Annotated in this window: 1 protein-coding gene; it reads left to right on the top strand. The window is 78.3% G+C overall.

The genetic code is table 11. From position 1 onward, the window contains the following. Positions 1–64 precede the first annotated feature (64 nt). Positions 65–392, top strand: a 328-nt coding sequence (locus DT057_RS35255; protein WP_128566590.1) for an SDR family NAD(P)-dependent oxidoreductase, incomplete at its 3' end; no start/stop codon positions are given.

Raw genomic sequence — 392 nt, 5'->3', positions numbered from 1 at the left:
CGTTCCGAGCGGCCGCCTGAGCCGGCCCTGAGACCACCAGCACCACGCGAGAGGACGAGCGACCATGGACCTCCACCTGCGAGACCGGACCTGCCTCGTGACCGGGGCGAGCAGCGGCATCGGCCGCGCCACCGCCGTCCTGCTGGCCGCCGAGGGCGGGCGGGTGGTCGCGACCGCCCGCACGCAGGCCGCCCAGGCGAGCCTGGCCGAGGAGATCGCCGCGGCCGGCGGCGCGCCGCCCGTCCTGCTGGCCGCGGACTTCGCCCGGGAGGGCGCGGCCGGGCGCCTCGCCCGGCAGGTGCTCGACCAGGTCGGACCGGTCGACGTCCTGGTCAACAATGCCGGCGGCTCGCGCCCCATGACGGCGCCGGACGATCCCGCGGCGTGGGAGG

It is taken from the genome of Methylobacterium crusticola (assembly GCF_003574465.1).
Taxonomy (GTDB): Bacteria; Pseudomonadota; Alphaproteobacteria; order Rhizobiales; family Beijerinckiaceae; genus Methylobacterium; species Methylobacterium crusticola.
Note: the sequence above shows the minus strand (reverse complement) of the source record. Positions and strands in the feature narration are given on the sequence as shown.